This is a genomic window from Amycolatopsis sp. NBC_00348 (genome assembly GCF_036114655.1).
Taxonomy (GTDB): Bacteria; Actinomycetota; Actinomycetes; order Mycobacteriales; family Pseudonocardiaceae; genus Amycolatopsis.
The window spans coordinates 5,786,553-5,809,182 of sequence record NZ_CP107994.1; the positions used below are offsets into that span (position 1 = coordinate 5,786,553).

The window sequence follows — 22,630 nt, forward strand, 5'->3', positions numbered from 1 at the left end:
GTCACTCCTCGTCGTTCATGCGCGCCTCACCGTGAACCGCTGCCACGGTGAGGACCAGGACCCTCTCCTAGAAGTCGACCGGCGCCGGCACGGCTTCGACGGCTTCGGCGTCGAGCTGCGGGCCGATGCCGAGCTTCTCCTTGATGCGCTTCTCGATCTCGTTGGCGATGTCCGGGTTCTCGCGCAGGAACTTCCGCGCGTTCTCCTTGCCCTGGCCGAGCTGGTCGCCCTCGTAGGTGTACCAGGCACCGGACTTGCGCACGATCGCCTGGTCGACGCCCATGTCGATGAGCGAACCCTCGCGGGAGACGCCGTGGCCGTACAGGATGTCGAACTCGGCCTGCTTGAAGGGCGGGGCCATCTTGTTCTTCACGACCTTGACGCGGGTGCGGTTGCCGACCGCCTCGCCGCCGTCCTTGAGCGTCTCGATGCGACGCACGTCGAGCCGGATCGAGGCGTAGAACTTCAGCGCCTTACCACCGGTCGTGGTCTCCGGGGAGCCGAACATGACGCCGATCTTCTCGCGCAGCTGGTTGATGAAGATCGCGGTGGTGCCGGAGTTGTTCATCGCACCGGTCATCTTGCGCAGCGCCTGGCTCATCAGGCGGGCCTGGAGACCCACGTGCGAGTCACCCATCTCGCCCTCGATCTCGGCGCGCGGCACGAGCGCGGCCACGGAGTCGATGACCAGGATGTCGAGCGCGCCGGAGCGGATCAGCATGTCCGCGATCTCCAGCGCCTGCTCACCGGTGTCCGGCTGGGAGACGAGCAGCGCGTCGGTGTCGACGCCGAGCTTCTTGGCGTACTCCGGGTCCAGCGCGTGCTCCGCGTCGATGAACGCCGCGATGCCGCCGGCCTTCTGCGCGTTCGCCACCGCGTGCAGGGCGACCGTGGTCTTACCAGAGGACTCCGGGCCGTAGACCTCGACGACACGGCCGCGGGGCAGCCCGCCGATGCCGAGTGCGACGTCGAGGGCGATCGAGCCGGTGGGGATCACGGCGATGGGCGCGCGGCCGTCGTCGCCGAGGCGCATGACCGAGCCCTTGCCGTACTGCTTGTCGATCTGCGCAAGGGCGAGTTCGAGCGCCTTGTCCTTGTCGGGTGCTGCAGGCATGGAAGTCCACCTCGCTGGTATGAGCCCGCCGGGGCTCTGTTCGGTTCTTCAGCTGTCCGGTCCGACGCTAGCGGCGGGGTCCGACAATTCCAGGCGCGGCGCCCCATCTGTGGATCGCTGGACCCGTATGTGGACAACACCATAGACGAACACCTGTTCGAGGTCGGCAGCGACACACCCTTGCGCTAGGATTTTCGCCCGCCCGGGTAAGGGCCGGCCGGATCCCCGCAGGTCAGCGCCGTTCCGCCGGGACGTCGAAGGCGTCGCAGACCTCTCGCCAGATCTCTTTCGCCGGGATTCCCGCGGTCAGCGCCTGGTCGACGGTGCGGCCACCGAGCGCGCTGAGCACGTGGTCCCGTGCCAGCACCTGGGCCCGCCCGGGACCGAACTCGTCGGCCATCAGCCGCCGGAAAACCGTGATGCGCATCGGAGCCATGCTATCCGGGCGGTCGTACCGGGCACGAACGGCCCGTTCGCGCCCTTCCCGGGTCAGCTCCCCGGCTGGACGCTCGCCTCGAAGTAGTCGGCCAGCGTGCCCGGCGTGGTCGCCGCGGCCTGATCGCTCGAGTTCAGCTGGTAGATGAAGCCGGTCAGCGGCCGGTCCGACACGGTGAACACGAGCACCGCCGACGTCTTGCCCGCGGCGGACGCGTAGTGACCCTTGAGCCCGTTGCCGCCCCAGTCGGCCTCGGTGCGGTCGCCGCCGGCCGAGGTGAGCAGGCCGTCGGTGTACTGCTTCAGCGTGTCGGCGCTGTCGCCGTGGACGTAGGTCACCTGAGTGCCCGCCCGGCCCGGCGCGGAGCAGGTCGACGACGCGCCGAGGTTCTCCGCCGGCGCCGCCGGGCCGTTGCCCATGCCCGGCTTGCAGTCGCCGGTGTCGGCGATCTTCCCGGCGAGCTGGCGCAGGCAGCCGGTGAAGCCCTTGTCGTCGGCCTGGCCCGGCGTCTTGCACTGGTCCGCGGTGTAGGTCGTCGCCGCGGACGACGACGTGAGGAAGAACGTCAGCCCCGCCGCGAGCACGACGACCACCGCGACCGCGATCCCGATGACGAGCTTCTTCCGGCCACCGGGCTTCGGCTCGGCCTGCTCGGCCGCGGGCGAGTACGCCGGGAAGTTCGACGGCGCGGGGGCCTGCACCCGCTGCGGCCCGCTGGGCGGGAAGTTCGAGGGCGCGTAACCCGGGTACTGCGGCTGAGGTGGCGGCGCGTACTGCGGGCGGTGCGGCGCGGTGCCGGCGGCCACGGCCCCCTCGACGTTCTGCGTCCGCGCGCCGAGCCCGTCGCGGGCGACGTGCTGGGCGCCGAGCGCGACGGCGGTCTCCGGCTGGTCGAGGCTGCCCGGAACGACGCCGAGCTTCTCCGCGATCATGGCGCCGACCAGCGGCAGCCGGCTCGACCCGCCGACGAGGTAGATGCCCGCGAGCCGGTCCGGCGTCAGCCCGGACGAGCGCAGCGTCCGCGCCAGCAGCTCCACGCTGCGCAGCATCGCCGGGCGGACCAGGCCTTCCAGCTCACCGCGCGTGACCAGGACGTCCTTGAAGGGCTCCGGCATCGGCACCTCGGTCTGCGGGTGCCGCGAAAGGGCCTCCTTGGCCGCCTTCACGTCCTCCTGCAGCGCGCGCCGGGTCCGGCGGTCGGCGGTCGACTCGGGCCGCAGCAGCCGCTGCCAGCGCTGCGGGTCGGAGTGCGAGACCTCGCGCCCGACGTGCACCATCAGCGCCTGGTCGACGTCGAGGCCGCCGAGGTCGGGCAGGCCGTCCTCGGCGAGCACGGTGAACCCGGTCTGCGTGGCGCCGACGACGGCGACGTCGAAGGTGCCCGCGCCGAGGTCGTAGACGGCCAGCGCCTGCCCGGGCGCGAGGGCCTTGCCGGGGAACGACGCGAAGTGCGCCGCCGCGGCGACCGGCTCGGGCACCAGCAGGATGTTCCCGCCGATCCCGGCGAGCCGGGCGGCGGACATCAGGACGTTGCGGCGGGTCGGCCCCCACTGCGCGGGGTGGGTCAGCCGGACCTCGTCGGGCTGTTCGCCGCCGAGCTGGCGCGACGTCTCTTCGAGGACGCGGCGGAGGATGGCGGCGAGCGCCTCGTTCACCGGCACGACGTCGGTGCCCAGCAACAGGGTCTGCTCGTCGATGCGGCGCTTGGGGTTCGGCTCGAACCGGGTCGGGTCGAGGCGGGCGCGGCGTTCGGCGTCGCGGCCGACCATGATCGTGCCCTCTTCGGTGGCGAACACGGCCGACGGCATGTTGGCCGAACCGTCCACTTCGACGACCCTCGGCGGCATGCCGTGCGCCGACAGCACGGCGACGGTGTTGGACGTCCCGAGGTCCACCGACAGGATCCGCACAGCACTCCCCTTCGCGAAAACACGCCTTGACGACGCTGGCCGTGATGCTGCCACGTGCGCGGTCACCGTGCGTGCGGACCCGCGAAAGTCACTGCCGCTCGGCCGAGCTGCGCACTTCGCGCAACCCAGTTGCACATTCCGCGCAAGTCGGCGTATTCTCTACTCCATGACACGCGGCGTGAGTCGCACCCGTTCGACGGACGACCCCGTACCGCAGTGCCGACCAGAAGGAAGCGCCCGTGAACGACCTCCCGATCCTCGCCGTCACCCTCGGCGATCCCGTGGGCATCGGCCCGGAGATCACCCTGAAGACCCTCGCCGAGCCCGAGTCCCTGCAGATGGCGCGCGGGGTCGCGGTCGGTGACGCGATCGTGCTGGAACGCCTGGTCCGGCACCTGGGCCTGAACCTGGAGATCAACCCGATCGCCACGGTCGCCGACGCGCGCTTCACCACCGGCGTGATCGACATCCTCAACCTCGGCGTGGTCCGCGAGGACCTGCCGTGGGGCGAGGTGAACGCGACCGCGGGCGCGGCGGCGGTCGGCGCGATCGAGGTGGCCACCCGGCTCGCGCTGGCCGGCGAGGTCGACGCGGTCGTGACCGCGCCGATCAACAAGGAGGCGATCTGGGCGGCGGGCTCGCAGCACCTCGGGCACACCGAGATGCTCGGCGAGCTGACCGGCTCGACCCGGTTCAACACGATGTTCTGGGTGTCGGGACTGAAGATCTTCTTCGCCACCAGGCACCTTTCGCTGCGCGAGGCGATCGACCGGATCACCCGGGAGAACATCGAGTACGCGATCCGCGAGGCGTACACCGCGCTGGAGGTGTTCGGCACGGAGAAACCGCGGCTCGCCGTGGCGGCGCTGAACCCGCACGGCGGCGAGGGCGGCAAGTTCGGCGACGAGGAGATCGTCGCCATCGCCCCCGCGGTGGCCGCCGCGCGCGCCGCGGGCCTCGACGTGGTCGGCCCGCTCCCCGCGGACTCCGTGTTCCACCAAGGGATCCAGGGCCACTTCGACGGCGTGCTCTCGCTGTACCACGACCAAGGGCACATCGCGTCGAAGACCTACGACTTCGACGGCACGGTGTCGGTCACCGTCGGGCTGCCGATCCTGCGCACGTCGGTGGACCACGGCACGGCGTTCGACATCGCCGGCACCGGCCGGGCCTCGCACGGCACGATGGTCGCGGCGTTCAAGGCGGCGGCGGCACTGGCGCCGTACGCGCGGAAGCTGCCCTCGATCTACCCGCCCGGCCGATGACGTCCCAGCCACGACCGGGCACCCGTGACCGGCGCGCGATGCTGCTGGAAGCCGTCCGCGACGGCTCGGGCGGCATCACGCGGCTGGCCGAGGAGTTCGGCGTCTCCGAGTCGACGATCCGCCGTGACCTCGCTTCGCTCGCCGGGGCCGGGCACGTCGTGCGCACCTACGGCGGCGCGCTCGACACCGGGCCCGGGGACCGCGGTCCCCGGGAGAAGGACCAGGAGCACGCGGCGGCGCGGGACTCCATCGCCCGCGAAGCCGCCGCGTTGGTGCGGGACGGCGAAGTCGTGCTGCTCGACGACGGGACGATCACCGGGCGGCTCGCCCGTTACCTCGCCCACCGCGAAGGGCTGACGGTGGTCACCAACAGCGTCACCGCGATCCGCGAGCTGGCCGGCTTCCCCGGGATCGACCTGATCGTGCTCGGCGGGCGGCTGCGGCACCCCGGCGAGGCGATCCTCGGCGAGAGCGTCCTCGCGCAACTGCGGCACGTCTCACCCGACCGGGTGTTCCTCGGCACCGACGGCCTGGTGTCCGGACGGGGTCTGTGCTGCCCGTCACTCGAGCAGTCGGTGGTCCGGCACGCGATGCTGCACGCGGGCGCCGAGGCGTACGTGCTGGCCGACCATTCCCAGCTGGGCCAGGCACCTTTCCCCTACTGGACCCCACTGGACCGGGAGTTCCGCCTGGTCACCGACCGCACGAAGGTCGACATCCAGTATTCGCCGTTCGCCGAGAGCGGAGGCGTCCTGCTCGCCGGCGGAACCGAAACTGTCGGAGGGGGCGCGCATCATGGACCACGTGGCAGCTGACGTGCTCGACCTCTTCTCCCCCGCGACCCGGGACTGGTTCGCGGGTGCCTTCGCCGCGCCCACCGCGGCCCAGGAAGGGGCCTGGCGGGCCGCGCACGCGGGCGAACACGCCCTCGTCGTCGCGCCGACCGGGTCCGGCAAGACCCTGTCCGCGTTCCTCTGGGCGCTGGACCGGCTCTCGGTGGAACCGCCGCCGGCCGAAGCCACGAAACGCTGCCGAATCCTCTACGTCTCGCCGTTGAAGGCCCTGGCGGTCGACGTCCAGCGGAACCTGCGGGCCCCGCTCGCCGGGATCTCGCAGGCGACCCGGCGGCTCGGGCTGCCGGTGCCCGACATCACGGTCGGCATGCGCACCGGCGACACCACCGCGGCCGAGCGCCGCTCGTTCGGCAAGACCCCGCCGGACGTGCTGGTGACCACACCCGAGTCGCTGTTCCTGATCCTGACCTCGTCGGCGCGGGAGTCCCTGCGCGGCGTCGAGACGGTGATCGTCGACGAGGTGCACGCGGTCGCCGGCGGCAAGCGCGGCGCGCACCTGGCCCTGTCGCTGGAGCGGCTGGACTCGCTGCTGGCGAAGCCCGCGCAGCGGATCGGCCTGTCGGCGACGGTCCGCCCGGTCGACGAGGTGAGCGCGTTCCTGGCCGGCGGCCGTCCGGTGCGGGTGGTGCAGCCGAAGCTGGCGAAGACCATCGAGGTGCGGGTCGAGGTCCCCGTCGACGACATGAGCAACCTCGACGCGCCGCGCGGTCCGGCGCCGAGCCCGTTCGACGAGCTGGAGTCGATGACCACCGCGTTCCCGCCGGGTGAGGTCGCCCCCGGCGGGCTGGGCACGCTGGAGGAGATCTCCGGCAACCCGGTGCAGCGGCCGTCGATCTGGCCGGCGGTCGAGGAACGGGTGCTGAGCCTGATCCAGTCCCACCGCTCGACCATCGTGTTCGCCAACTCCCGGCGGCTCACCGAGCGGATGACCGCGCGGCTCAACGAGCTCGCCGCCGAACAGACCGAGCTCACCGCCGGCGACACCTTCCCGGCGGAGGCCGTCGGGCAGTCGGGCGTGAGCACCGGCGCGCCGGCGGTGATCGCGCGGGCGCACCACGGGTCGATGTCGCGGGAGCAGCGCACGCACGTCGAAGAGGCGCTCAAGTCCGGGCAGCTGCCGTGCGTGGTGGCGACGTCATCGCTGGAGCTGGGCATCGACATGGGCGCGGTCGACCTGGTGGTGCAGATCGAGGCGCCGCCGACGGTGGCGTCCGGGCTGCAGCGCGTCGGCCGCGCCGGGCACCAGGTCGGCGCGGTGTCCTCCGGGGTGATGTTCCCGAAGTTCCGCGGGGACCTCGTGTCCTGCGCGGTCGTCGCGGAACGGATGGCGAGCGGGGCGATCGAAGCGGTCCGGTACCCGCGCAACCCGCTCGACGTCCTGGCGCAGCACGTCGTGGCCATGGTGGCGCTCGAGCCGTGGTCGGTCACGGACCTCGCGACGCTGGTGCGGCGGGCGGCGCCGTTCGCGGCGCTGCCGGACGACGCGCTGCACGCGGTGCTCGACATGCTCGCCGGCCGGTACCCGAGCGAGGAGTTCGGCGAGCTGCGGGCGCGGATCACCTGGGACCGCATCGCCGGCGAGCTGCGCGGGCGGCCGGGCTCGCAGCGGCTGGCCGTCACTTCGGGCGGCACCATCCCGGACCGCGGCCTGTTCACCGTCATGACCCCGGGCGGCGACGACAAACCGGGCTCGCGGGTCGGCGAGTTCGACGAAGAGATGGTGTACGAGTCGCGCGTCGGCGACACCATCCTGCTGGGCACGTCGTCGTGGCGGATCACCGACATCACGCACGACCGCGTCATCGTGGTGCCCGCGCCGGGCGAGCCGGCGCGGATGCCGTTCTGGAAGGGCGACGCACCAGGGCGTCCGCTGGAACTGGGCCGGGCGCTGGGGAAGTTCGTCCGCGAACTGTCCACATCGGACGACGAGAAGGCGCGGGACCGGGCCACCGCGGCGGGCCTGGACCAGCGGGCGTGCGACAACCTGCTCGCCTACCTGGCCGAGCAGAAGGCCGCGACCCGGCACGTCCCGAACGACCGCACGATCCTGCTGGAGCGCTACCGCGACGAGCTGGGCGACTGGCGGATCGTCGTGCACTCGCCGTTCGGCGCGCAGGTCAACGCGCCGTGGGCACTGGCGATCGCCGCGCGGCTGCGGGAGAACCGCGGGGTCGACGCCCAGATCGCGCACTCCGACGACGGCATCGTGCTGCGCCTGCCCGACGCGCTCGACGCCGAGGGCGCGGACGTCACGATCAGCGCGGACGACATCCTGCTCGACCCCGAAGAGGTCGAGCAGCTGATCGTCGCCGAGGTGGGCGGCTCGGCGGTGTTCGCGGCCCGGTTCCGGGAGTGCGCGGCGCGGTCGCTGCTGCTGCCGCGCCGGGACCCGCGGCGCCGGACCCCGTTGTGGCAGCAGCGGCAGCGGGCGTCGCAGCTGCTGTCGGTCGCGGCGAAGTACGAACGCTTCCCGGTCGTGCTCGAGGCGATGCGCGAGGTCCTGCAGGACGTCTACGACGTGGGCGGGCTGCGCGAGCTGATGGCCGACGTCCGGGCCCGCAAGGTCCGGCTGGTGGAGGTCGAGACGCCGGCCGCGTCACCGTTCGCGCGCAGCCTGCTCTTCGGCTACATCGGCATGTTCCTCTACGAGACCGACGCGCCGCTGGCGGAGCGGCGCGCGGCGGCGCTGTCGCTGGATTCGGGGCTGCTGGCCGAACTCCTGGGCACCGAGGCGATCCGGGAGCTGCTCGATCCCGAAGCCGTCTCCGAGGTCACGCGGTCGTTGCAGCGCCTCGACCCCGACCGGCACGCGCGTTCGGCCGAGGACGCCGCCGACCTGCTGCGGTTCATCGGCGACCTGACCGTCGCGGAGGCCGGGGAGCGCGGGATCCAGCCGGAGTGGCTCACCGAGCTGGAAGGGGCGCGGCGCGCCCTCCGGGTGCGGATCGGTGGCGAGGAACGGTTCATCGCGATCGAGGACGCGGGCCGGGTGCGGGACGCGCTGGGCACCGCGCTGCCGGTCGGCGTGCCCGAGGCGTTCACCGAACCGGTCGCGGACCCGCTCGGGGACCTGCTGTCGCGCTACGCCCGGAGCCGGGGTCCGTTCGCGGCGGCGGCCGTGGCCGCGCGGTTCGGGCTCGGCACGGCCGTCGTCACCGGCGTCCTCGACCGGCTGACCGGGGAAGGCCGCCTGGTCCGGGGCGAGCTGAGTCCCGTCGGGCACCCTGACACCCACGGTGCCGGGGTCGAGTACTGCGATTCGGCGGTGCTGCGCCGGCTGCGGCGCGCGTCGCTGGCGAAGCTGCGGGCCGAGGTGGAGCCGGTCGAACCGGCGGCGCTGGGGCGGTTCCTGCCGTCGTGGCACGGGTTCGGTGGACGCGTCCGGGCGGCGCCGACAGCGGACGACGTGCTCTCGGTGGTCGAGCAGCTCGCCGGGGCGCCGTTGCCGGCGAGCGCGGTGGAGTCGCTGATCCTGCCGGGGCGGCTGCCGGGCTACTCCCCCGCGTTGCTGGACGAGCTGACGACCGCGGGCGAAGTCACCTGGGCGGGCTGCGGCGCGCTGTCGGGCGGCGACGGCTGGATCGCCCTCGCGCCCACCGACGTCGCCGACCTGCTGCTGCCCGAGGTCGTCGAAGACATCCCGACCGGCCCGCTGCACGACGCCATCGTGTCCACTTTGGAGGGTGGTGCGCTGTTCTTCCGGCAGCTGGTGGACCGCGCGACCGTGCTGGTGGACAAGGCGCCGAGCGACGCCGAAGCCGTGGCCGCGCTGTGGGATCTGGTGTGGGCCGGGCTGGTCACCGGCGACACGCTGGGGCCGTTGCGCGCCCAGGTCGCCGGGCACGGGGCGCACAAACCCCGCCGGCAGGCCCCGCGCGGCCGGTACGCGCGGCTGCGGGCGGGGCGGCCGCAGATGCCGTCGCGCTCCGGCCCACCGACCGTCGCCGGCCGGTGGGCACTGACCCCCACTCGCGAGACCGACGCCACCCGGCGGGCCCACGCGCGCACCGAAGCGTTCCTGGAGCGCCACGGCGTCCTGACCCGCGGCGCGCTCGACACCGAACGCGTCACCGGCGGGTTTTCCGGGATCTACAAGGTGTTGCGCGGCATGGAGGACACCGGCCAGGTGATCCGCGGGTACGTCGTGGAAGGCCTCGGCGCGGCCCAGTTCGCGGCGAAGGGCGCGGTGGACCGGCTGCGCGCGCTGTCCGGCCCCGGCCGTCCCGCTCCCGGGCGCGCGGTGGTCCTGGCGGCGGCGGATCCGGCCCAGCCGTACGGCGCGGCGCTGCCTTGGCCCGCCGCGACCGGCGACACGAAGCATCGTCCGGCGCGCAAGGCGGGTGCGCTGGCGGTGCTGGTGGACGGGGTGCCGGCGCTGTACGTCGAGCGAGGCGGCCGATCGCTGCTGAGCTTCACGGAGGAACGGCAACCACTCACGGACGCGGCCCAGGCGTTGTCGGCGGCGGTCCGCGAAGGCTGGCTGGGCCAGTTGTCGGTCCAGCGCGCGGACGGCGAGCAAGCCCTGACCTCCGAACTCGCGCAAGTGCTGACGGAGGCGGGTTTCCGCGCGACACCCTCGGGGCTCCGGCTCCGCGCCTGATCCTCCCGGCCACCCGCAGTTCGTGGTGATTCCCCGGCGGGGCGATTCACCGCTGGCCTAAGCTGCCAGTCCGACACCGCACGAAGGATGTTCTGCTCATGGCCATGCGCGAGCTGCGCTATTTCGGGGACCCGATCCTCAAGTCCGCCTGCGATCCGGTCACGGTTTTCGACGAGAAGCTCGAGGCGCTCGTGCGGGACCTGGTCGACTCCGTGAAACCCGACGGGCGGGCGGGGCTGGCCGCGCCGCAGATCGGCGTCGGGCTGCGGATCTTCAGCTACGACGTCGCCGGGCTCACCGGGTACGTCATCAACCCCGAGATCGTCGAGCTGTCCGAAGAGACGCACGAGATCAACGAGGGCTGTCTTTCGGTGCCGGAACTGTGGTTCCCCACCGAGCGGGCGGTGCACGCCAAGGTCCGCGGCGTGGACGTGCACAACGAGCCGATCGAGGTGGAGGGCGAAGAAGTGCTGGCGCAGTGCCTGCAGCACGAAACCGACCATCTCGACGGCGTGCTCTACCTCGACCGGCTCACGACCGAGCGCAAGAAGACCGCTCTGCGCGAAGCGCGGGACAAGGACTGGTTCTGGAAGCGCTGACCGCGCTCAGGCCGGCAGGAACAACCTGAGCTTGGCCCCGTCCTCCGAGCCACGCTCGGTGCGCAGTCCGGCTCGGGCCGCGGTGCGGGGCAGGACGTCGTCGCCGGCGAGGCAGTCGGCGGTCAGCTCCGTGATGCCCTGGGCCTCGGCCATGACCGCGAGCCGGGCCAGCAGGGCCGTGCCGATGCCCTGGCGCTGCCAGTCGTCCTCGACCAGCAGGGAGATCTCGGCGCCGCCCGCCGCGGACGGGATGAGCTGGGCCAGGCCGATCACCTCCCGGCCGAAGACGGCCAGCACGCTCGTGCCGCGCGGGGGCATCAGCAGGCGGTGCAGCCAGCGGCGCGGCACCGTCCGCACCCCCGTGTGGTAGCGGCGGAACAGCGTCGCCATCGAGCAGCGGCGGTGCAGTTCGGACACCGCGTCGGCGTCGCCGGGGAGGCCCTTGCGCAGGACGATCGCCGCGCCGTCCGGGCGGTCGAGGACCACCGGGCCCGCGACGTTCCGGGCCGCCGCGGTGAGCAGTGTGACGAGCGACTCGGCGCGGGTGAGCTCGAGCTGCACGAACGGCGCCCACTGGCGGCGCGCGACCAGCGCGGTGTCGGCGCCGAGAGCGAACACCGCGCGGTGCCCGCTCTCGGTGCGGGCCGGGTTGGTCTCGGTCGCGGGGACGAGCGTGACGACGTCGGCGGCCAGGACCTCCTTCAGCACTTCGGCGAGGCGGGCCGGATCGTCGATCGCGCGCCGGGCCGCGGCCAGTGTCGAGGACGCCGAGTCGACCAGCTCGTGGACGTCGGCGTCGATGATCGCGGTGCACTCGCAGCCTTCGTCGCGGATGGCGTCGACCAAGAGTCGCCGGGGCAGGCCGATCGCGGGACGCAGCACGATCTCGTCCAGCACGCCGCCCGGGACCGGCAGCACGGTCAGGCCGAGGATGTTGCACTCGAGGTCGGCGAGCCGGATGGCGATGCGGGCCAGGGTGCCCGGGTGGTCGTGCATCCGGACCCGCACCCGCCAAGCAGACGGCACGGCCGGCTCCTCGACGGCGGCCGGCTGACCGTGCTGGGGCAACGCTCGAGAGGTCTCCATGCCCACCACGGTCCCCCGCGGTTGTTGCCTCACCGGGACGCGAGTGTTTCGCGCAGGTCAGCGTTCGACGCGACCCGGCAACTCCGGCGAAACACACAAGCCCCACACCCCGCCGGCGCAACCACCGACACGACGCCGGACCCAGGCCGGGCACGGCGACGGCCGGCCCGCCGACCTGGGGAGAAACCCGGACCCGGAGGTACGCACCGACCCACGACAGCTCACTTCCGGCTGGGCAACGGTCAGCCCGCCGCGCGCCGACCGGGGAACGGGCACGGCCGGCGGCAACTCCGCCGCCAACCGGGGATGGGACGACCTGCCGACCGCTTGTGCCACCGGTCGAGCACAAGCCAGTCCAGCGGCAGCCCACCGCCAACCTGGGGACAGGCACGGCCTACCGACCATTGCGCCACCAGCTGAGGACAAGCCAGCCCAGCGGCCGCCCGACTGCCGATCCGAGGACCGGCTCGCTCGCACCACGAACCAGCCTGCTCGGCCGTCAGCGCGGGAACCGGCCGCCGCCAACCTGGGGACGGGCACGGCCTACCAACCGCTGGGCCGTCGGCTGAGGACAAGCCCGTCCGGCGTCAGCCCGACCGCCGTTCCGGGGACCGGCTCAGCTCGCACCAGCCGGCTCGGTCGGCAGCGCGGGAACCGACCGCTGGGCCACCAGCTGACGACAAACCTGTCCAGCGGCGGCCCGGCCGTCGAGCCGAGCACCGGCTCAGCTCGCACCAGCCGGCTCGGCCGTCGGCGCGGGAACCGGCCGCGGCCGGGCGGCAGGGCTCAGGCCGTCACCTGTGTCAGCCAGGTTCGCAGCTCGGTGGCCATCCTGACCGGGGCGTCCAGCTGGATGAGGTGGCCCGCCCCTTCGACCGGGGTCAACGTTGCGCCCGGGATGGCCGCCGCGAGGCGCTCGCCCAGGGAAATCGGGATCCACGTGTCCTCCGTGCCCCACAGCACCCGCACCGGGAGGTTCAGCCGGTCCAGTCGCTGCTCGTTCTCGGCCAGGTAGCTCTCGTCGTACGCGGCGATCTGGTGGTAGAGCGCCGGCTGGCCCTCGTCGCCCAGCCATGGGGCTACCAGCTCAGCCAGGTCCGACTCTCGCAGCTGGTGGAACGCCGCGTTGCCGATGTACGCCCTGACCAGCGCCTCGTGGATGTACGGCGGCACCTGGGCCAGCACGTCCGGGTGCTGCTTGACCAGCTGGAAGAACGGCGATCCCGACGGCGGGATCGCCACCGCGTCGGCCAGCAGCAGCGACGCGTACGGGACGTCGTGGAACAGGTGGGCGCGCAGCGACACCGCGCCGCCGTAGTCGTGGGCCACGACGTGCGGACGGGCCAAGCCCCAGTGGGTGAGCAGGGCGGTGAACGCCTCCGTCTGGACGCCGAAGTCGACGGCGTGGGACGGGTCCTTCGACGACCGGCCGTAGCCCGGCATGTCCCAGAGGTACACCGTGAAGTCGCCGCTCAGGGCTTCGGCGAAGGGCCGCCACAGCCAGGACGACCAGGGCGTTCCGTGGCAGAACACCACCGCGGGCCCGGAACCCGCGCGCTCCCAGGCGATCCGGCGCCCCTGCCAGTCGAAGTTCTCCATGCCTCCCAAGCTAGGTCAGCGCGGGGTCAGCACGCAGAACTCGTTGCCCTCCGGGTCGGTCAGCACGCGCCACGGCACCCGGACGCCTTCGCGGTCCGCCGGGGCCGCGCCCGCCACCAGGACCTCCGACACCGCCGCCGCGTGGTCGGTGCCCGCTGGGGGTGCGATGTCCAGGTGCACCCGGTTCTTCACGCGCTTCGCGTCCTCGTTGCGCAGGAACTCCAGCCACGGCCCGCGGCCCGACGGCGCGCGCAGGCCCACGATGACGTCACCCTGGCCGGCCCGGACCTCCCAGCCCGTGATGCCCGCCCAGAAGTCCGCCAGCCGCGGCGGGGACCAGGCGTCGACCAGGATCGACGCCACCGCGCCGGTGTCCGCGTACTGCTCGCGCGGCTCCAGGACGCAGAACTCGTTGCCCTCCGGATCCGCCAGCACCACCCACGGCACCGCGCCCTGCCCGATGTCGACGCGCCGGGCGCCCAGCTCCAGGGCGCGCGCGACCAGTTCCTCCTGGTGCGCGGGCGTCCGGCTCGCCAGGTCGAGGTGGATGCGGTTCTTGACCACCTTGGCTTCCGGCACCGGGACGAACACCAGGTCCAGGTCCCAGCCGTCGGTCTCCGGGGCGCGGACGTCGACCTCGTCCGGCAGCTCCCCGGCGACGCGCCAGCCGAGCAGCGCGGCCCAGAAGTCCGCCAGGACCCTCGGCCGCGCCGCGTCGATCACCAGGTTGACCAGGCGAGTGCTCATGCGCCGCACGCTAGCCCGCACCACCGACAGTTCCGGTTCGGCTTCCCCGCCGGCCGGGTCATCGGGTCGCGAGCCGCAGCAGCGCCCAGAGCTGCGCCGCCTGGTCGTGCACTCCTCGCACGGTCACCGAGGTCAGGGACGCCCGGCCCCAGAGCCACAGGTAGATCCGCTCCGGTTCGGCCGTGACGACATCGTCCGCGGCCTCGGCCTCCTCGGCCGGGCAGTGCCAGGCCTGCGTCACCTCCGGACCGGCCCGCGCGATCCAGCTGTGGCCGCCCGCCAGCACGCCGACCGAGCCCGCTTTCGTACCGGTGAGCCCGAGCAGCGGCAGCTTCTGCCCGAACCAGAGGAGCAACGCCTCGTCGATGCCGTCGAGCGCGAGGTCTTCGGGCACCTCACGCGGCTCCACACCCGCGGACTGTTCGACGTCGACGCGGTGTACCAGGGTCTCGTGCACCATCCGCCGCCGCCAGAAGCCGTACGTCGGGTCGGCGGGCCACCACGTGTCGGCGGGCTCCCCCGGGTCGTGGGCCGCCAGCTCGTCGAGCAGTTCGGCCAGCCCGGTCTCCAGGTAGTCCGCCAGGCCCTGGCCGGGCGCGGGGTCCCGCGGCCACTCGTCCGGGACGCGCCCTTCGGCCAGCCGGCGCCGGACCATCCGGTAGCGGCTGCCGACGTGCCGGGCCACCTCGCCGAGCGACCAGCCCGGGCACGCGGGCACCGGCGCCTCGAGCGGCGCCGCGCGCACCGCGTCGACCAGTATTCCGCCTTCGATCCCCAACGCCGTGAGCAGCCGCCCTTGGTCGATCAGGCCGTGCTCACGCGACATGGGCGTCCTCCGCGATCGGCAGGCCGTGCACGAGACGGCGGACCAGCTCCAGGAACGGCTCGGCGGCGCGCACCAGGGCCGCGGCCGACTCCGCGGTGACCCGGCCGGTGATGCCGGCCTGAGCGTCGGCGCGCATGGCCGAATTGCTCGCGAAGAAGGCAGACCACTCCCGCAGCTCGGGGGCGTCGGCGTCGAGCAGGACCCACGTGCTGGCCGGGCGCGACCGGCCCCGGTGCGGGCGACCGTGGGCGGCGAGCACCGCGGCGGCGCCGCGCAGCGCGGCGAGGTAGGCGCCGATGAACCGCTCCGCGGGATCGGCTTCCCGCTCGGCTTCGGCGAGGCCGCGCCGCGCCTGGGCGAGCAGGCCGGCCGCCGCCGGCGAGGCGGGCGGGCGCAGCGACAGGGGCAGCTGGGGCTGCCCGGGATCCGCGGGGGACACGACCGAGACGGACATGACGACCCTCCTCCTGCGCGTTGTGAGCCCGGGCGGTGCCCGGCGCGGGACGCTTCCCCCGCCCCGCGCCGGTCACCTGACCGGTGCGCGCTCACCAGATGTCGAACGTCTGTTCGAACGATTTCCAGAGTAACCCCGGACGTGGCGTTCGCTCAACCCCGAGGCGGAATCCCCCGGACGTGGTGCGGGACACCTCGCCGCCGGCGTGATCTCATAGGTTCATGAGTTCGCTGGACCACCCCGCCGTCGCCAAGGTGGCGGCCGCACTGTCCGAAGCCGGGCAGCACGCCGCCGCCGAAGGCATCCGCGTCCTGCCCGCCGAGGTCCGGACCGCCGCCCAGGCGGCCGAGGCACTCGGCGTGCCGGTGGGGGCCATCGCCAACAGCCTCATCTTCCGCGTGGGGTACGACAAAAACGCGCACGCGCTGCTCGCGCTGACCTCCGGCGCCCACCGCGCGGACCCGGAAACGCTCGCCGGCCTGGCCGGCGTCGAGGCCGTCGGGAAGGCCGACGCCGACTTCGTGCGGGCCCACACCGGGCAGCCGATCGGCGGCGTCGCCCCGGTCGGGCACCCGACGCGGCTGATCACGCTCGTCGACACCGCGCTGGCCGCCCACGACGTCGTCTGGGCCGCCGCCGGGCACCCGAAGACCGTCTTCCCGACGACGTTCGCCGATCTGGTCACCCTGACCGGGGGGACCACTGGCGCGCTCGCGGGCGCGGAGGAGAATAGCCGGCTGTGACCGCGATGCGCTCCCGTTACGTCCAGCTCTCCGCGGACGAGTTCCGCGCGCGCCTGCCCGAGGCGCTGGACATCTACGTCCGGGCGATGCGCTACCCGGCGGGCACCGCCGAGCAGCGGGCGCCGATGTGGCTGACCCACGCGCTGCGCGAGGGCTGGCGCTGCATGGCCGCCTTCGACGCCGACGACGTCCTGCTCGGCCTGGCCTACGGCTACCGCGGCCGGCCGGGGCAGTGGTGGCACGAGCAGGTGCGCCACGGCCTGAGCCGCCGGTCCGGGCCCGCCGAGGCCGATCGCTGGCTGATGGACTACTTCGAGCTGACCGAGATCCACGTCCGGCCGGAGAACCAGGGCCACCGGATCGGCGAGGACCTGCTGCACGGCCTGCTCGACGGCGTGCCGAGCGCGAACGTGCTGCTGTCGACGCCGGAGGGCACGAGCCGGGCGTGGAAGCTCTACCGCCGCACCGGGTTCGTCGACGTCCTGCGCGACTACCACTTCGCCGGCGACCCGCGCCCGTTCGCGATCCTGGGCCGGACGCTGCCCCTCGAGCCCCTCGAGCCCCTCGAGCCCCTCGAGCCTCGCTGAGGGGCAGCGCCGGGACTCACCTCGGTTCGGGCCGCCAGTAGCCGACGGCCAGCGCCGCGACCAGCACGGCCGCGCCGCACCACGCCGTGCCGGCGAGCCGTTCGCCGAGCAGGACCGCGGACAGGATCGCCGCCGTCAGCGGTTCGAGCACCGCCGACAACGCGCCCAGCACGGGATGCGCGTCCGCGAGGCCGCGCAGGTACGCGGCGTACGCGAGGGCCGTCGGCACCACACCGAGGTACAGGGCGACCGCGAGGACGTCCGGGTGCAGCGGCAACGCCATGCCGGACCAGCTCGCCAGCGGCGTGAGCAGCAGACCGCCGAGCAGGCAGCCGAACGCCGTCGTGGACAGCGGGTCGAGGCCTTCGACCGGCTTCGCGGTGAGCAGGGTGAGCGTCGCGAATCCGGCCGCCGCGAGCAGCGCGAACGCGAGCCCGCCGAGGGACGCCGTGGTGTCCGGCGACCAGCGGAGCAGCACCAGGCCGGCGAGGGTGCCGGCCAGGGAGACCAGCGTCCAGCGGCCGGGACGGCGCCACCTGGCCACGGTGACCACGACGGGCGCCGCGCCGATCGTGGTCATCGTCGCGACGCTCACCGAACTGAGCGCGACGGCGGCGAAGTAGCTCGCCTGGAACAACGCGAACAGGCCGCCGACGGCGAGCAGCCGCCGGATCGCGGCGCGGCCTCGTGGCCGCGACTTGACGAACAGGCACGCGACGCCGCCGCCGATGAGCAGCCGCCAAGCCGCGACGGCGAGCGGGTGGAGGCCGGCGAGCGCGCCGAGCAGCGAACCGGCGAGACCGCCGGTGCCCCACAGGACACCGGCGAGGACGAGCGCGGCCGACGAACGGGCGCGCACGGGTAGGGCGAGGGACATCGGAAAACGCTCCTGCGTCGAAGGAATCGGAATCGACGACGCGGGGCGATCTGCTTCAGAGCACCACGAAGAAGCCGCGGGTCACGCGGCGAAGACCACCCCGCTCAGGCGCGGGGCGGCGGGGTGGCGAACAGGATCCGATGCACAGAGCCGACATTAGCGGGGACGTCGTGGCGGGCGCGACCGGTTTTCGGGCCCGCTTGTCCACAGGGGTGCCTTGTTGTGGACAAGCGGGCCCGGAAAGGGCTTTCCGGGCGGGATCGTCGGCCAGGCCCGATAAACTGGACGTGGGACGCCCCCCAGGGATGGGCGGGGGCTCGGTTCCGGAGGGCCCGGCCGGTCGTCAGTCCAGCTGGGCCAGCTGGTCCCGCAGTGTGTCCAGGCCCATGCCGCCCATGTCCAAGGCCTGGGTGTGGAAGCGCTTGATGTCGAACGACGCTCCCGCGCGGGCTCGGGCGTCCTCGCGAGCCGCCAGCCAGAGGCGCTCGCCGATCTTGTACGACGGGGCCTGGCCCGGCCAGCCCAGGTAGCGGTCGATCTCGTCGCGGACGTGGGCCGGGTCGGTGATCGTGCGGGTCAGCATGAACTCCAGGCCCAGGTCCGGGGTCCAGCGCTCCCCCTCGTGGAAGCCGGTGCCCGCCGGGATCTCCAGTTCCAGGTGCATGCCCAGGTCGATGATCACGCGCGCGGCGCGGAACAGCTGCTCGGACAGCATGCCCAGCAGGTCGCCGTCGTCGGAGAGGTAGCCGAGGTCCTGCATCAGGCGCTCGGAGTACAGCGCCCAGCCCTCCGCGTGGCCCGACGTGAACGCCATCATCCGCTGGTACTTGTTCAGCGCGTCCGACTTGTCGACCGCCGTCGCGATCTGGAGGTGGTGGCCCGGCGCGCCCTCGTGGTAGACGGTGCTCGTCTCGCGCCAGGTGATGAACTCGTCGCGGCCCGGCGGCAGTGACCACCACATGCGGCCCGGCCGGCCGAAGTCCTCGCTCGGGCCGGTGTAGTACGCGCCGACGCCGCCACCCGGCGGGGCGATCAGGCACTCCAGCGCCATCACCCGGTCCGAGATGTCGAAGTGCTTGCCGCGCAACGACTTCAGCGCGTCATCCGAGAGCCGCTGCATCCACGCCTCGAACTCGGCGCGCCCCTGGACGCGGTAGCGCGGGTCGGCGTCGAGCTGCGCCGCCGCCTCCGCCGGGGTGGCGCCGGCCTTGACGCGGTTCGCGACGGTGCGCATCTCGGCCTCGATGCGAGCGAACTCCGCCCAGCCCCACTCGTAGGCCTCGCGCAGGTCGAGCGCCGCGCCGACGAAGTACCGCGACCACAGGCGGTAGACGTCCTCGCCGACGGCGTCCTTGCCCGGGGCCTTGGGCGCCAGCTCGGCGCGCAGGAACCCGGCGAACTCCGCGAACGCCTCTTCGGCGGCCCGCGCACCGCGCGTGAGGTCGGTCTTGAGCGCGTCGCCCTGCTTCTCCGCGCCGCCGACGAGCTCGCTGAAGAAGCCCTTCTCTTCCTTCAGCCCGGCCCATGTCTCGCACTGCTCCGCGACCTTCGCGACCTGACGCAGCGCCGCGACGTGGCCCGCGTCGGACCCGGCCAGCAGGCCCGTGCGGATCCCCGCCAGCGCCTTCGGCACCTCACCGATCCGCGTCGCGACGACCGACCAGTCGGCCTCGGTGTCCACCGGCATCAGGTCGAAGGCCATCCGCAGTTCCTGGACCGGGCTGGAGATCACGTTGAGCTGCGCCACGTCCAGGCCGGCTTCGTGGATCTCCAGCTCGAGCCCGATCCGCTCGGTGAACACGGCCTTCGCGGACCGCTCGCCGGCGTCGGCGGGCTCGGCCGCGGCCACCGCGGCGTGCGCCCGCGCGGCCAGCTCGGCGCGCTCGTCGAACCCGGCGGGCGAGTAGTCGGTCAGCCGGTGATCGTGGCCGATGATGCCGAAGGAGGTCGCGGCGACCGGGTCGGCGGCCGCGTAGTCGTCGACGTAGCGGTCGCAGATCCCGTGCACGCCATCGGAAGAAGAAGCCATGCGCCGCACGCTACCGGTCCACTGATGGGGTGCGGTACGGACTTAAGTGCGGGCCGGCACCAGCCCCAGCCGCGCGATCACCTCGCGTGTCGCCTTCGACCGGTTGAAGGTGTAGAAGTGCAGGTTCGGCACGCCTTCGGCGATCAGCTTCTCGCACAGCTCGGTGATCACGTCGATGCCCGCGGCGCGGAACGCCTTGGGGTCGTCGGCGAGCGGTTCGAGCCGGTCGAGCAGCTTCGCCGGGGCCGGCGCGCCGGACAGCTTGATCGTCGTCTGCAGGGTCCGCAGCGTCGTCAGCGGCATCACGCCGGGCAGCACCGGGACGTCGCAGCCGGTCGCCGCGACGCGGTCGCGCAGGCGCAGGAAGTCCTCGGCGTCGTGGAACAGCTGCGCGATCGCGAAGTCGGCACCCGCCCGCAGCTTGCGGACCAGGTACTTCGTGTCCGTTTCGAGGTCGGGCGAGCGCGGGTGGCCGTAGGTGGACGCCGAGACGCCGACGCAGAAGTCGCCCAGCTCCCGCACGAGCTGGACCAGCTCTTCGGCGTAGTTCAGGCCTTCGGGGTGCGGGGTCCACTCGCCGTAGACGTCGCCGGGCGGGTCGCCGCGCAGCGCGAGGATGTTGCGGACGCCGACCGAGGCGTACCAGCCGATCACGTTGCGCAGCTCGGCGACGGAGTGGTTGACGGCGGTCAGGTGCGCCATCGGCACCAGCGTCGTCTCGGTCGCGACGCGGGCGATGCTGCGGATCGTGCCGTCGCGGTTGGAGCCGCCGGCCCCGTAGGTGATCGACATGTAGGCCGGGTCGTACGGCTCGAGCTCCCGGACGGCCTTCCACAGGACGGCCTCGTCCGCCGTGTCCCGGGGTGGGAAGAACTCGATGGAGAACTTCGGCCCGTCTCCTCGCAACCGCTCGATCACCGACGTCATACCCGAATGTTAAGGGCCAGTGCCCGACATCCGGGAGCCCCCGTCCGCTTTCCGAGACGGAGAGTCGAGTGGTTTTCGAGTGTGGTTCGTGCGGGCGGCCCGACTAGACTGGGCAGCCACCGTGGGGAGTGAGCGATGAGGGACGACGCGAGCTGGGACGAGGACGTGCGCCTGGCCGTCTACCGCGCCTTCGCCGGCCATGGCCGCGCGCCGACGGCGCCGGAGCTGGCCGACGCCGCGGGCGGGTCGCTCGCCGTGGCCAAGCAGGCGCTGCACCGCCTCGCCGACGCCCACCACCTGGTGCTCGACGAGTCCGAGCACGTCGTGCTGGCGCACCCGTTCGCCGCGAAGTCGCTCGGCTTCTCGGTGATGGGCGCGCGCACGCTGTGGTGGGGCGGCTGCGCCTGGGACTCGTTCGCCATCCCCCACCTCGTCGACGACGAGCCGGAGGTGCTGGTCGCGACCCGGTGCCCCGGCTGCGAGCAGCCGCACGCGCTGGTCGTCGGCCGCGCCGAGCCGCCGACGGGAGCTCAGGTGGCGCACTTCCTGGTGCCCGCCGCGCGGATGTGGGACGACGTGCTGCACACCTGCGAGCACCAGCGGCTGTTCTGCGACGAGTCCTGTGTGGACGAATGGCTCACCGCGACCGGGCAGGCCAAGGGGGACGTGCTGGACCTCGGGACGCTCTGGCGGCTCGCCCGCGGCTGGTACGCGGGGCGGCTGGAGCGCGGCTACCGACGGCGCGAGCCCGGCGGCGCCGTCGCGTACTTCGCCGAAGCCGGGCTCACGGGCCCGTTCTGGGCGCCGCCCGCGACGAGAGTCTGATTCACCACATCCGGGCGCCCCGGCGGCCCGGCCGCGGCCGGGTTCGGCGAGGATGAGGGCATGAACGTGCCCGTCTCCGACGTCGATCTGCCCGCCAACGTCGAGCGCGCGCTGGCCGGGTTCCTCGGCCGGGCGGGCGAGCGGATCATCGAGACCGAGCCGACGGTGGCCGCCGGGATCGAGGCGCTCAGCGGGTTCGTGCTGACGGGTGGCAAACGTTTGCGGCCCACGTTCGCGTGGTGGGGCTGGCGCGGCGCGGGCGGCGACCCGGCCGGGCCGGACGCCGAGGGCGTGCTGCAGGCGGTGTCCAGCCTGGAGCTGATCCAGGCGTGCGCGCTGATCCACGACGACCTGATCGACTCCTCCGACTCCCGCCGCGGTTTCCCGACCGTGCACATCGCGGGCGCGAAGCTGCACGCCGACCGCGGCTGGCTCGGCTCCCCCGCGACGTTCGGCCTGGCCACCGCGGTGCTGGTCGGCGACCTGGCGCTGGCCTGGGCCGACGACATGTTCGCCGACGCCCCGCTGCCCGCCGAGACGCTCGCCGCGGCCCGCCCGGCCTGGCGCGCGATGCGCACCGAGGTGCTCGCCGGGCAGTACCTCGACGTCCGCACGCAGGCCACCGGCGACGCCTCCCCCGAGGCCGCGCTGAAGATCGACCGGCTCAAGACGGCCGCCTACACCGTGCAGCGGCCGCTGCACCTGGGCGCGGCGCTGGGTGGAGCGTCCCCCGAGCTGATCGAGACGCTGCTGGAGTTCGGCGGCGAGGTCGGCATCGCCTTCCAGCTGCGCGACGACCTCCTGGGCGTCTTCGGCGACCCGTCGGTCACCGGCAAGCCCGCCGGTGACGACCTGCGCGAGGGCAAGCGCACCCTGCTCGTCGCGCTCGGCCTGCAGCTGGCCGCCGAGAAGGGCGAGGAGGCGGCCGCCACGGTCATCGCGGACGCGATCGGCGACGCCGACCTGTCCGACGAGGGTGTCGAGACCGTCCGGATGGCGTTGCAGCAGGTCGGCGCGGTCGACGCGGTCGAGCACCGGATCGACGAGCTGACCACCGCCGCGATGGCCGCGCTCGAGCGCGCGCACCTGGCCGAGCCGGCGCCCGCCGCGCTGACCGGGCTGGTCGTCAAGGCCACCCAGCGGACGTACTGA

Annotated in this window: 19 protein-coding genes; 8 read left to right on the top strand and 11 right to left on the bottom strand. The window is 73.2% G+C overall.

Annotated elements, in window-relative coordinates; genetic code table 11:
- Positions 1-67: 67 nt before the first annotated feature.
- The 3 genes from recA to OHS58_RS24800 form a co-directional block, all read right to left on the bottom strand.
- Complete coding sequence (recA, locus tag OHS58_RS24790) at positions 68-1,114, bottom strand: recombinase RecA (RefSeq protein WP_247062979.1); 1,047 nt, start codon at positions 1,112-1,114, stop codon at positions 68-70.
- A 232-nt stretch (positions 1,115-1,346) separates the two neighbouring features.
- Positions 1,347-1,541, bottom strand: a complete 195-nt coding sequence (locus tag OHS58_RS24795; RefSeq protein WP_247062976.1) for a DUF3046 domain-containing protein — start codon at positions 1,539-1,541, stop codon at positions 1,347-1,349.
- A gap of 62 nt (positions 1,542-1,603) precedes the next feature.
- Positions 1,604-3,460: an Hsp70 family protein gene (locus tag OHS58_RS24800; protein WP_328644169.1), complete on the bottom strand. Its 1,857-nt coding sequence runs from the start codon at positions 3,458-3,460 to the stop codon at positions 1,604-1,606.
- A 239-nt stretch (positions 3,461-3,699) separates the two neighbouring features.
- Here OHS58_RS24800 and pdxA point away from each other — a divergent pair, with 239 nt between their 5' ends.
- The 4 genes from pdxA to def all read left to right on the top strand — a co-directional run bounded on the left by pdxA (position 3,700) and on the right by def (position 10,778).
- Positions 3,700-4,725 (top strand): 4-hydroxythreonine-4-phosphate dehydrogenase PdxA, encoded by a 1,026-nt coding sequence (pdxA, locus tag OHS58_RS24805; RefSeq protein ID WP_328644170.1) that lies wholly within the window; start codon positions 3,700-3,702, stop codon positions 4,723-4,725.
- A complete protein-coding gene (locus OHS58_RS24810) occupies positions 4,722-5,540 on the top strand; it encodes a DeoR/GlpR family DNA-binding transcription regulator (protein ID WP_328644171.1) in 819 nt (272 codons plus the stop codon). The genes pdxA and OHS58_RS24810 overlap by 4 nt, the downstream gene beginning before the upstream one ends.
- Complete coding sequence (locus OHS58_RS24815) at positions 5,521-10,179, top strand: DEAD/DEAH box helicase (protein ID WP_328644172.1); 4,659 nt, start codon at positions 5,521-5,523, stop codon at positions 10,177-10,179. The genes OHS58_RS24810 and OHS58_RS24815 overlap by 20 nt, the downstream gene beginning before the upstream one ends.
- 98 nt (positions 10,180-10,277) lie before the next feature.
- Complete coding sequence (gene def, locus OHS58_RS24820) at positions 10,278-10,778, top strand: peptide deformylase (RefSeq protein ID WP_247062962.1); 501 nt, start codon at positions 10,278-10,280, stop codon at positions 10,776-10,778.
- Positions 10,779-10,784: 6 nt separating this feature from the next.
- On the opposite strand, the gene OHS58_RS24825 is transcribed toward def, so the two are convergent.
- The 5 genes from OHS58_RS24825 to OHS58_RS24845 all read right to left on the bottom strand — a co-directional run bounded on the left by OHS58_RS24825 (position 10,785) and on the right by OHS58_RS24845 (position 15,490).
- Positions 10,785-11,864, bottom strand: coding sequence for a GNAT family N-acetyltransferase (locus tag OHS58_RS24825; RefSeq protein WP_371827640.1), 1,080 nt, complete (start codon positions 11,862-11,864; stop codon positions 10,785-10,787).
- A gap of 786 nt (positions 11,865-12,650) precedes the next feature.
- Positions 12,651-13,463 carry an alpha/beta fold hydrolase gene (locus OHS58_RS24830; RefSeq protein ID WP_328644173.1) on the bottom strand — a complete coding sequence of 271 codons (813 nt, stop codon included), beginning with the start codon at positions 13,461-13,463 and terminating at the stop codon, positions 12,651-12,653.
- A gap of 15 nt (positions 13,464-13,478) precedes the next feature.
- Positions 13,479-14,210, bottom strand: a complete 732-nt coding sequence (locus OHS58_RS24835; RefSeq protein ID WP_328644174.1) for a VOC family protein — start codon at positions 14,208-14,210, stop codon at positions 13,479-13,481.
- Positions 14,211-14,268: 58 nt separating this feature from the next.
- Positions 14,269-15,036: a maleylpyruvate isomerase family mycothiol-dependent enzyme gene (locus OHS58_RS24840; RefSeq protein ID WP_328644175.1), complete on the bottom strand. Its 768-nt coding sequence runs from the start codon at positions 15,034-15,036 to the stop codon at positions 14,269-14,271.
- Positions 15,026-15,490: an SAV_6107 family HEPN domain-containing protein gene (locus OHS58_RS24845; RefSeq protein WP_326955005.1), complete on the bottom strand. Its 465-nt coding sequence runs from the start codon at positions 15,488-15,490 to the stop codon at positions 15,026-15,028. The genes OHS58_RS24840 and OHS58_RS24845 overlap by 11 nt, the downstream gene beginning before the upstream one ends.
- A gap of 221 nt (positions 15,491-15,711) precedes the next feature.
- Here OHS58_RS24845 and OHS58_RS24850 point away from each other — a divergent pair, with 221 nt between their 5' ends.
- Together OHS58_RS24850 and OHS58_RS24855 are read left to right on the top strand one after the other, a co-directional pair.
- The gene (locus OHS58_RS24850; protein ID WP_328644176.1) at positions 15,712-16,233 is read left to right on the top strand and encodes a YbaK/EbsC family protein; all 522 of its coding nucleotides are present in this window, start codon (positions 15,712-15,714) and stop codon (positions 16,231-16,233) included.
- A 5-nt stretch (positions 16,234-16,238) separates the two neighbouring features.
- Positions 16,239-16,820: a GNAT family N-acetyltransferase gene (locus tag OHS58_RS24855; protein ID WP_442875569.1), complete on the top strand. Its 582-nt coding sequence runs from the start codon at positions 16,239-16,241 to the stop codon at positions 16,818-16,820.
- Between the two features lie 16 nt (positions 16,821-16,836).
- Here the strand turns inward: OHS58_RS24855 and OHS58_RS24860 are convergent, their stop codons facing one another.
- From OHS58_RS24860 to OHS58_RS24870, 3 genes are all read right to left on the bottom strand, one after another.
- On the bottom strand, positions 16,837-17,697 hold the full coding sequence (locus tag OHS58_RS24860; RefSeq protein WP_328644178.1) for a DMT family transporter: 861 nt from the start codon (positions 17,695-17,697) through the stop codon (positions 16,837-16,839).
- A 343-nt stretch (positions 17,698-18,040) separates the two neighbouring features.
- On the bottom strand, positions 18,041-19,726 hold the full coding sequence (locus OHS58_RS24865; protein ID WP_328644179.1) for a DUF885 domain-containing protein: 1,686 nt from the start codon (positions 19,724-19,726) through the stop codon (positions 18,041-18,043).
- Positions 19,727-19,768: 42 nt separating this feature from the next.
- On the bottom strand, positions 19,769-20,653 hold the full coding sequence (locus OHS58_RS24870; protein WP_326947431.1) for a methylenetetrahydrofolate reductase: 885 nt from the start codon (positions 20,651-20,653) through the stop codon (positions 19,769-19,771).
- 135 nt (positions 20,654-20,788) lie between these two features.
- Between OHS58_RS24870 and merB the strand changes: the two genes are divergently transcribed.
- Both merB and OHS58_RS24880 read left to right on the top strand, forming a co-directional pair.
- Positions 20,789-21,478: an organomercurial lyase gene (merB, locus tag OHS58_RS24875; RefSeq protein ID WP_328644180.1), complete on the top strand. Its 690-nt coding sequence runs from the start codon at positions 20,789-20,791 to the stop codon at positions 21,476-21,478.
- Between the two features lie 60 nt (positions 21,479-21,538).
- Positions 21,539-22,630, top strand: coding sequence for a polyprenyl synthetase family protein (locus tag OHS58_RS24880; protein ID WP_326947429.1), 1,092 nt, complete (start codon positions 21,539-21,541; stop codon positions 22,628-22,630).

Bases quoted from the DNA above. Each gene is read 5' to 3' on its own strand.
- recA (WP_247062979.1), bottom strand. From the start codon at position 1,114: ATGCCTGCAGCACCCGACAAGGACAAGGCGCTCGAACTCGCCCTTGCG.
- OHS58_RS24795 (WP_247062976.1), bottom strand. From the start codon at position 1,541: ATGCGCATCACGGTTTTCCGGCGGCTGATGGCCGACGAGTTCGGTCCC.
- OHS58_RS24810 (WP_328644171.1), top strand. From the start codon at position 4,722: ATGACGTCCCAGCCACGACCGGGCACCCGTGACCGGCGCGCGATGCTG.
- OHS58_RS24815 (WP_328644172.1), top strand. From the start codon at position 5,521: ATGGACCACGTGGCAGCTGACGTGCTCGACCTCTTCTCCCCCGCGACC.
- def (WP_247062962.1), top strand. From the start codon at position 10,278: ATGGCCATGCGCGAGCTGCGCTATTTCGGGGACCCGATCCTCAAGTCC.
- OHS58_RS24825 (WP_371827640.1), bottom strand. From the start codon at position 11,864: ATGGAGACCTCTCGAGCGTTGCCCCAGCACGGTCAGCCGGCCGCCGTC.
- OHS58_RS24830 (WP_328644173.1), bottom strand. From the start codon at position 13,463: ATGGAGAACTTCGACTGGCAGGGGCGCCGGATCGCCTGGGAGCGCGCG.
- OHS58_RS24835 (WP_328644174.1), bottom strand. From the start codon at position 14,210: ATGAGCACTCGCCTGGTCAACCTGGTGATCGACGCGGCGCGGCCGAGG.
- OHS58_RS24840 (WP_328644175.1), bottom strand. From the start codon at position 15,036: ATGTCGCGTGAGCACGGCCTGATCGACCAAGGGCGGCTGCTCACGGCG.
- OHS58_RS24845 (WP_326955005.1), bottom strand. From the start codon at position 15,490: ATGTCCGTCTCGGTCGTGTCCCCCGCGGATCCCGGGCAGCCCCAGCTG.
- OHS58_RS24850 (WP_328644176.1), top strand. From the start codon at position 15,712: ATGAGTTCGCTGGACCACCCCGCCGTCGCCAAGGTGGCGGCCGCACTG.
- OHS58_RS24855 (WP_442875569.1), top strand. From the start codon at position 16,239: ATGCGCTCCCGTTACGTCCAGCTCTCCGCGGACGAGTTCCGCGCGCGC.
- OHS58_RS24860 (WP_328644178.1), bottom strand. From the start codon at position 17,697: ATGTCCCTCGCCCTACCCGTGCGCGCCCGTTCGTCGGCCGCGCTCGTC.
- OHS58_RS24865 (WP_328644179.1), bottom strand. From the start codon at position 19,726: ATGGCTTCTTCTTCCGATGGCGTGCACGGGATCTGCGACCGCTACGTC.
- OHS58_RS24870 (WP_326947431.1), bottom strand. From the start codon at position 20,653: ATGACGTCGGTGATCGAGCGGTTGCGAGGAGACGGGCCGAAGTTCTCC.
- merB (WP_328644180.1), top strand. From the start codon at position 20,789: ATGAGGGACGACGCGAGCTGGGACGAGGACGTGCGCCTGGCCGTCTAC.
- OHS58_RS24880 (WP_326947429.1), top strand. From the start codon at position 21,539: ATGAACGTGCCCGTCTCCGACGTCGATCTGCCCGCCAACGTCGAGCGC.